Below are 7,509 nucleotides of genomic sequence, written 5' to 3'. Positions count from 1 at the left end.
GGTGGGCGTGGGGGCTCGGGACCTTCGTGGGCATTCCGCCGCTGGCGCTGTTCACGCTGTCCTTCGCGGAGCGCTGGGACGCCATCCGTCATGACCTGGAGCTGTTCTTCACGTTGGGCAACCGGAAGCGCCTGAAGGCCCGGCTGCTCTCGGAAGGGGAGCGGCTGGCGGGCGAGGTGGAGCGGTTGGCGGAGGAGTACCGGCCGAAGCTCGACGCCCCCGTCGCTCGGTAGCGGGTGGCGTGGGCGGACCGGAAGATCCGCCGATGCCGTCGAAAGGCCCGCCCTGCTGCCATCCCGGGCCGGTCGTTAGGTTCCCCGAACGGAATCAACGACCGGCACGAGGAGCAGGGCAATGGCGGCATACGACGTGGTCATCGTGGGAGGCGGCCCTGGCGGGCTCAACGCCGCGCTGTATCTGGGGCGCGGGCGCAAGAAGGTGCTGCTCTGTGACGCGGGCACGCCGCGCAACGCGGCGGCGGAGCACATGCACGGCTTCGGTTCGCGCGACGGCATCCCGCCACCGGAGTTCCGGCGCATCAGCCGCGAGCAGCTGAAGGCCTATCCCAACGTGGAGGTGCGCGACACGCGGGTGGGCTCCGTGGAGAAGTACGAGGGCGGCTTCCGCGTGGCGCTGGGCGACGGCACGTCGGTGGACGCCCGGCGCCTCCTGCTGGCGATGGGCGTGGTGGACGTCATGATGGACATCCCCGGCTACAAGGAGCTGTGGGGGCCCAGCATCTTCCAGTGTCCCTACTGTCACGGCTGGGAGGTCCAGGACCAACCGTTCGCCATGCTGGCGAAGAACCCGCAGTACCTGGACGGAGCTCCCATCATCCAGAACTGGTCCAGGGACCTCATCGTCTTCACTCACGGCGCCTTCGAGGTGTCACCGGAGCAGCGCGAGAAGCTCCAGGCCCTGGGCATCCCCCTGGAGGAGCGGAAGATTCGCGCGCTGCATGGGAAGGACGGGCGCCTGGCCGAAGTGGAGCTGGAGGACGGGACGCGCATCGCCCGCAGCGTGATGTTCTCCGCGCCGCCGCAGAAGCAGCACGAGCTGGTGACGCGGCTGGGACTCGAGCTGGATGACCTGGGCTACGTGAAGGCGAGCCCCACGGGAGAGACGTCCGTGCCCGGCGTCGTCGCGGTGGGGGACATGACGACGCCGATGCAGGCGGCCATCGCGGCGGCCAGCGCGGGCACCATCGCCGCGGCGATGATGAACCACGCCCTCATCCTGGAGGACGCGGATCGCCGCTTCACGGAGGTGACGGGGAAGCCCGCCCCCTCACGGCAGAAGGCGCACTGAGACGAAGGTCCGTCAGTGCGCGGACGGCGCGCGGTGCTGCTTGCGCCACGCGGCGGGCGTGAGCCCCTCCGCGCGCCGGAACAGGCGGATGAAGTGCGTGGCGTCCGCGTAGCCCACGCGCTCCGCGATGATGTCCACGCGCTCGTCCGTGGACATCAGCCGCCGCCGTGCCTCCGCCATCCGTCCGGAGATGATCCACTCCACCACGCTGCGGCCCGTGGCCTGCTTCAGCGCGGTGGTGACGTGCGCGGGTGAACGGCCCACGGCCGCGGCCACCTCGCGCAGCGAGATGGGCTCCAAGCAGTGCCGTTCGATGAACGTGAGCGCATCCCCCGCGAGCGACGCCCGCGACTCCACCGGAGTCCACGTGCTGGAGCGGGCCACCTCCGCGAGCACCAGGGAGAAGAGGCTGCGCGTCACCTGTTCCCCCAGCGCGCGGTGCGGTGCGCGCGTCTCCGCGTGCAGCTCCGACAACAGCCGCACCAGGTGCTCCTGGCGCCCGGACGGAATCGGCACGACGGCGGACGCGCCCTGGCGCACGCGCTCGAAGGGCTCCAGCAGTGGCCCCACCTCCGTGTGCGTGAAGGCGGACGGATGGAACCCGAGCCCCCAGACCTCCGCTCCCTCGGTCGACACCGTCCGGTGCCGCTCCCCGGCCGGGATGAGCATCACGTCGCCCGCGGACACCGTCAGCCGGGTGCGCTGGTCGATGACGGCCCGCCCGCCCGTGTAGAGCGCGAGCACGGCCTGCGGATGCGAAGCGGTATGGGGAGAGGGGGCCTGCGGGGCATGCCCGCACGCGACGACCAGGGAGCCCGTGGGCGTGTCCCAGGCATGCAGCGGATGCGAATGCACGACAGTCACGAACGCCTCCGCTTCCTTCCCTGGCGAGCAGTGAACCTGCTCGCGTGAACCGAATGGGGGCTCGGATGCATTCCGGGCCCCGGCGTTTCGAACGAGGGCGGTCAGCCCTGCTGCACGCGCGGCGTGGCCTCCCGGAACAGCTTCGCGCCCAGGAGGAGCGCCAGTCCGCCCAGCAGCACCGGCACCGCGTTGATGGCGATGGCGGTGTGGAGGCTGGCCATGTCGGCGATGTGCCCGATGAGCGTGGGCGAGATGGCATCCCCCAGCATGTGGATGCACAGCACGTTGAGGCCCATGGCGAACGCGCGGAACGCGGGCGGCACGCAGTTGACGATGGCCGCGTTGATGGGCCCGCTGTTGAGGAAGATGAGGAACTGCGCCACGCCAATCGCCGCGAACGTCAGCGTCGTGTCCTTCAGGTTCACCGCCAGGTACATGCACGGCGCCGCGAGCAGCAGGCCGATGCCGGACAGCCACAACCCGCCGCCCGCGCGCTTGCGGTCCATCTTGTCGCCCAGCCAGCCGCCGGCCACGGTGCCCGTGAGGCCCGCCACCGCCGTGATGGCGCCGAACACCAGGCCCACGCGGCCCGGGTGCTCCAGCCACAGGTGCCGCTCGCGCACCAGGTACGTGGGCATCCAGAACGCCAGGCCGCCAATGGAGAACGTCATCAGCGTGTAGCCGGCCGTCGTGGCCCAGAAGGCCATGTTGCGGCCCAGGCCCTTGAGGCCCTCCATGAACGGCAGCTTCACCGCCGCGTCCGGCCCGTCCATGGCGCCGCGCTGGGGCTCCGGCATGAAGAACGCCATGGTGCCCAGCACGAGCCCCGGCACGCCGCCCGCGAAGAACGCCGCGTGCCACGAATACGTCTGCGTCAGCCACCCGCCCAGGCCGTAGCCCATGGCGGAGCCCACCGGGATGGCGATGTAGAAGTACGACAGCATCCGCGTGCGCTGCTCGCGCGGATACAGGTCGGAGATGATGGACGGCGCCACCGCGCCATAGCCCGCCTCGCCAATGCCAATCACCGCGCGAGCCAGCAGCAGCGCAGTGAAGCTGGACGCCAGGCCGCTGGCCCCCGTGGCCAGGCTCCACAGGATGACGCCTCCCGCGACCAACAGCCGGCGGGGGATGCGGTCCCCCAGGAAGCCGCCCAGGGGCGACGCCAGCATGAAGACGATGATGAAGACGGTGCCCAGCAGACCGGACTGCGCGTCGTTGATGCCGAAGTCCTTCTGAATCTCCGGCAGCGCGACGGCGATGATGTACCGGTCGAGGTAGTTGACCAGGTTGATCAGCGTGAGGATGAACAGCGCGTAGCCCGCGCGCACGGACTGCGTGGCGTGCGAGCTGGACGGAGCGGCGGGGGAGGAGGCGTTCATGAGCGAGAGGCGCCGGAGCCAGAGCCGAAGCGGTGTGCCAACAGGCCCCAGCGCAGGCCGCGGTCGCTCACGCGGCACGCATCCAGGCCCAGCGCCTTCACCGCTTCACGCAGGATGAGGGCACCCGCGGGGATGACGTCCGCGCGCTTGGGCTGGAGGCCGGGCAGCGTCCGCCGCGCGTCCAGGGGCATGGCGCACAGCTGGTCCGTGAGCGCGTCCAGCTCGCCCCGGGACAGCGTGCCGCCGTGGACCGCTTCCGCGTCGTAGGTCGCCATCTGGTGCTGCACGGCGTAGAGCGTCGTCACCGTGCCGGCCACCCCCACCAGCATCGCGCCGGGGGGAGGCGGGGGCAGGGCGGAGAAGGTGTCGCGCAGGTGCGCCTCGATGGCGCCGCGCTCTTCGGGGGACAGCGGGTCGGTGCGCACGTATCGCTCCGTGAGCCGCACGGCGCCCACGTCGAAGCTGTGGCGGAAGGCCACCGTGCCGGCGTCGCTGCCGTAGATGAACTCCGTGGACCCACCGCCGATGTCCACCACCAGCAGCGGCCCCGCGGCCTCGCTCGCGAAGTCCTGGGCCACCGCGGCGAAGGACAGCTGCGCCTCCATCTCCCCGGGGATGATCTCCACCGTCACGTCCGCGCGGGCCTTGGCGGCGGCGATGAAGTCCGCGCCGTTCTTCGCGTCGCGCGCGGCGCTGGTGGCGGACACGGCGATGGCCTCCGCGCCCAGCTCCCGGGCCTCATTGGCGAAGGACACCAGCACGGCCAGCGTGGCCTCCATGCCTTCGGAGGACAGCACGCGGCTGGTGTCCACGCCCCGGCCCAGGCGGGTGATTTCCGCGCGCTCCACCACGGCCTGGAAGCGGCCGTCCGGCTGGCGGTCCGCCACCAGCAGCAGCACGGAGTTGGTCCCGATATCGATGGATGCGAAGCGCGGCATGCCGCGCACACTACTCAACGCAGCAGCGCTTCCAAAGCACGCACCAGGGCCTCGTAGTCCGCAGCGGTGTTGTAGAGCTGCGCGGACAGCCGCAGGTGCCGGCGGGGCGCCCGGGGCCAGGCCGTGACGGGGACCTCGATGTGGTGCTCCTCGAACAGGCGCACATGGAGGGGATCCACGTAGAGCGGCGGCTCGGGTCGCTCCGGGAAGCCGTCCGGCAGGGCCACGCACGCCATGCTGCCCACCATGGACTCAGGGCACAGCGGCGTCGCATTGCCCAGCTTCGCGTCCAGCCTGTGCCGCGCGGCCAGCACCATCCGCCGGTTGGAGTCCATCACCTCCGGCCACCCGCCCGGAACGAGCCCCTCCATGAAGCGGATCACCGTGGGGATGCACAGGAAGGGCGTGGGGTCGACCGTTCCCACCCAGTCGAACTCCAGCCGGAAGCGCGAGCGGTCCGCGCGCGGCGAGTTGTGCCCGTGGCTCACCACCATGGGCTTGAAGTCCGCCTGCAGGTCGCGGCGCACGTACAGGAACGCGGCGCCCTTGGGCGCGCACAGCCACTTGTGGCAGTTGCCCGTGTAGTACGCCGCACCCAGCTCCTGGAGCGCCAGCGGCACCATGCCCGGCCCGTGCGCGCCGTCCACCAGCGTCTCCACACCCCGCTCGCGCAGTCTGCGCACCAGCTCCGCCAGCGGCATGATCAGCGCCGTCTGGCTGGTGATGTGGTCCACGAGGAGCAGTCGCGTGCGAGGCGTCACCTGCGCCATCACCGCGTCCACCACCGACTCCGGCGAAGTCACGGGCCAGGGCAGCTTCGCCACCACCACCTTCACGCCCTTCTCCGCGGCGGCCACGTCCAGCGCGTTCTTGGACGCGTTGTATTCGTTGTCGGTGGTGAGCAGCTCGTCGCCGGGCTGGAAGCGCAGGTTGCGCAGCACGGTGTTCACGCCCGTGGTGGCGTTGGGCACGAACGCCAGGTCATCCGCGTTGGCGCCCACGAAGGCCGCGAGCGCCGCGCGCGCTTCGTCCAGGAGCGGCTCCGCCTCGCGGGCGAGGAAGCGCACGGGCTCCGCTTCCAGCCGGGCCCGCAGCTCGGACTGGTGCTGGAGCACCGCCTTGGGGCAGGCGCCGAACGAGCCGTGATTGAGGAAGACGACCTGGGGGTCCAACCCCCAGTGGGTCTTGTGGGCGGGGAGGGGAGCGCTCATGAGGCGCGCAATGCACCCCGGCGCGTCCCCCCTGTCAACGTCACCCGCCGTGACGGACTACTTCGCCGCCGGAGCGGTGCCCCAGTCCGGGGTCAGCCAGTTGCCCTTCTCCATGGGCAGCGGCAGCTGGTTGTTGCCTTCGGAGGTCATCACCCACAGGTGCGCGCCGCCGTTGCGGCTGGTGCTGAAGATGATCAGCCGTCCGTTGGGGGAGAAGGTGGGCTCCTCGTTGTTGCCCTGGTCCTGCGTGAGGCGCGTCACCTTGCCCGTGTCCACGTTGACGGTGAAGAGGTCGAACGCGTTGCGCTCATCACGAGCGGTGAAGGCGATGAGGTCCCCGCGCGGCGACCAGTCCGGCGTCTGGTTGTAGTTGCCCTGGAAGGTGAGCCGCTTCACGCCGGAGCCGTCCGCGCCCATCACGTACACCTGCGGGCTGCCGCCCCGGTTGGACACGAACGCGATGCGCTTGCCGTCCGGCGACCAGGTGGGGCTGGTGTTGAGGCCGTAGGGCGTGTCCGTGACGGCCTTCGCGCCGGAGCCGTCCGCCGCGGCGACGTAGATTTGCGCGCTCTCACCCTCCGCCAGCGCGTAGGCGATGCGCTTGCCGTCCGGCGAGTACGCGATGCCCGTGGCCATCTGGCCGTCGGTCACCAGCGGCTTCGCCTCGCCGCCGGGGGACTGCACGTAGATGTCCGGCCGGTTCTTCCGGTAGGACGTGTAGGCCACCTGGCCGGACGGGCTGAGCGTGGGGAGGATGTGCGTGCCGCCCTTGGTGAGCGCCTGCGCGTTCATGCCGTCCCAGTCCGCCACGTACACGTCGCGGTTGGCGGCCGCCTTGCGCACGTAGGTGATGCGCGACAGGAAGGGGCTCGCCTCGCGGGTGAAGTGCCGGTAGAGCGCGTCCGCCAGCACGTGCGCCAGCTGCCGGGGCTCACCGGCCGGCGCGTCCTTGGACACCTTCAGCTCCTCCTTGCCCGTGGCCACGCTGAACAGGCGCAGCTCGCCGCGCAGCGCGCCGCCGTCCTGCGCCAGCGACACCTTCACCAGCGACTCCGCGCCCACGTCCGCCCAGCGGCTGAAGTTGATGCTGCCCGCCGTCATGCCTTCCTTGGCGTCCGCGGTGAAGCCCGCGCGGTCCAGCACCTGGAAGATGCCGGAGGCGGTGATGTCGTACGTGAAGGCGGTGTCGAAGGACTGCGCGGCCTTCTTGTCCGCGCCCTCCTGCACCACGGGCGCGGGGGCCGCGAGCGGCAGCGGGCGGAAGTTCGCGCCGGAGATTTCGATGACGGGCGCCTGCGCCAGCGCCAGCGCGGGGATGAGGAGGAGCGAGAGCAGGAAGGCTTTCATGGGCTGAACACCAGGACGACGCCGTTCTTCTGGAGTGCGTCGCGAAGCGCATCGGGGGGAGGAGAGAAGGGGGAAGCCTTGCGCACGGCGGCCACCACCGCCGCGTCGAACAGCTCGTTGCCGCTGGCCTTGGCCAGGCTCACGTCCAGCACTTCGCCCGCGCGGCCCAGCTTCATGGCCACCTGCGCCTTCAAGTACAGGCGCTCCGCGTCGGGGATGGTGTCCGCCACGTTGTAGTGACGGCGCACCTGGGACTTCAAAAGGCCGTAGTACCGCTCGCCCTCCGCCACCGCGGAGTCACCGTCCGGGTCGCCGTCCTCGGCGCCTTCCAGTTCCTCCGGCTCCGTGGGCTTCGCGGACTTGTCGAACGCGCCGAAGAGCTTCTTGCGCCGGTCCTCCGCGGTCGCTTCCCCCTTCTGGGGCGCGGGGGCGGGGGCGGGCTTCACGCCGGGCACCGCC

The 7,509-nt window shown here is 70.9% G+C and carries 7 protein-coding genes and 1 pseudogene; 2 read left to right on the top strand and 6 right to left on the bottom strand.

The window, feature by feature from the left end; all coding sequences use genetic code 11:
- A pseudogene (locus tag D7X99_RS40940) lies at positions 1 to 233 on the top strand (acyltransferase); the annotation flags it as partial.
- A 121-nt stretch (positions 234 to 354) separates the two neighbouring features.
- On the top strand, positions 355 to 1,308 hold the full coding sequence (locus tag D7X99_RS40935) for an NAD(P)/FAD-dependent oxidoreductase (protein ID WP_121782463.1): 954 nt from the start codon (positions 355 to 357) through the stop codon (positions 1,306 to 1,308).
- 12 nt (positions 1,309 to 1,320) lie between these two features.
- Here the strand turns inward: D7X99_RS40935 and D7X99_RS40930 are convergent, their stop codons facing one another.
- From D7X99_RS40930 to D7X99_RS40905, 6 genes are all read right to left on the bottom strand, one after another.
- Positions 1,321 to 2,172 carry an AraC family transcriptional regulator gene (locus D7X99_RS40930; protein WP_121782462.1) on the bottom strand — a complete coding sequence of 284 codons (852 nt, stop codon included), beginning with the start codon at positions 2,170 to 2,172 and terminating at the stop codon, positions 1,321 to 1,323.
- Between the two features lie 101 nt (positions 2,173 to 2,273).
- A complete protein-coding gene (locus D7X99_RS40925; protein WP_120581250.1) occupies positions 2,274 to 3,554 on the bottom strand; it encodes an MFS transporter in 1,281 nt (426 codons plus the stop codon).
- Complete coding sequence (locus tag D7X99_RS40920; RefSeq protein WP_121782461.1) at positions 3,551 to 4,492, bottom strand: Ppx/GppA phosphatase family protein; 942 nt, start codon at positions 4,490 to 4,492, stop codon at positions 3,551 to 3,553. Before D7X99_RS40920 ends, D7X99_RS40925 begins: the two co-directional genes overlap by 4 nt.
- A 14-nt stretch (positions 4,493 to 4,506) precedes the next feature.
- The gene (locus D7X99_RS40915; protein WP_121782460.1) at positions 4,507 to 5,703 is read right to left on the bottom strand and encodes an aminotransferase class V-fold PLP-dependent enzyme; all 1,197 of its coding nucleotides are present in this window, start codon (positions 5,701 to 5,703) and stop codon (positions 4,507 to 4,509) included.
- Positions 5,704 to 5,760: 57 nt separating this feature from the next.
- The gene (locus D7X99_RS40910; protein ID WP_121782459.1) at positions 5,761 to 7,050 is read right to left on the bottom strand and encodes an LpqB family beta-propeller domain-containing protein; all 1,290 of its coding nucleotides are present in this window, start codon (positions 7,048 to 7,050) and stop codon (positions 5,761 to 5,763) included.
- Positions 7,047 to 7,509, bottom strand: a 463-nt coding sequence (locus tag D7X99_RS40905; RefSeq protein WP_121782458.1) for a TonB family protein, incomplete at its 5' end; no start/stop codon positions are given. The genes D7X99_RS40910 and D7X99_RS40905, both read right to left, overlap by 4 nt.

Source organism: Corallococcus sp. AB032C (assembly GCF_003668935.1).
GTDB lineage: Bacteria > Myxococcota > Myxococcia > Myxococcales > Myxococcaceae > Corallococcus > Corallococcus exiguus.
Note: the sequence above shows the minus strand (reverse complement) of the source record. Positions and strands in the feature narration are given on the sequence as shown.

Bases quoted from the DNA above. Each gene is read 5' to 3' on its own strand.
- D7X99_RS40935 (WP_121782463.1), top strand. From the start codon at position 355: ATGGCGGCATACGACGTGGTCATCGTGGGAGGCGGCCCTGGCGGGCTC.
- D7X99_RS40925 (WP_120581250.1), bottom strand. From the start codon at position 3,554: ATGAACGCCTCCTCCCCCGCCGCTCCGTCCAGCTCGCACGCCACGCAG.
- D7X99_RS40920 (WP_121782461.1), bottom strand. From the start codon at position 4,492: ATGCCGCGCTTCGCATCCATCGATATCGGGACCAACTCCGTGCTGCTG.
- D7X99_RS40915 (WP_121782460.1), bottom strand. From the start codon at position 5,703: ATGAGCGCTCCCCTCCCCGCCCACAAGACCCACTGGGGGTTGGACCCC.
- D7X99_RS40910 (WP_121782459.1), bottom strand. From the start codon at position 7,050: ATGAAAGCCTTCCTGCTCTCGCTCCTCCTCATCCCCGCGCTGGCGCTG.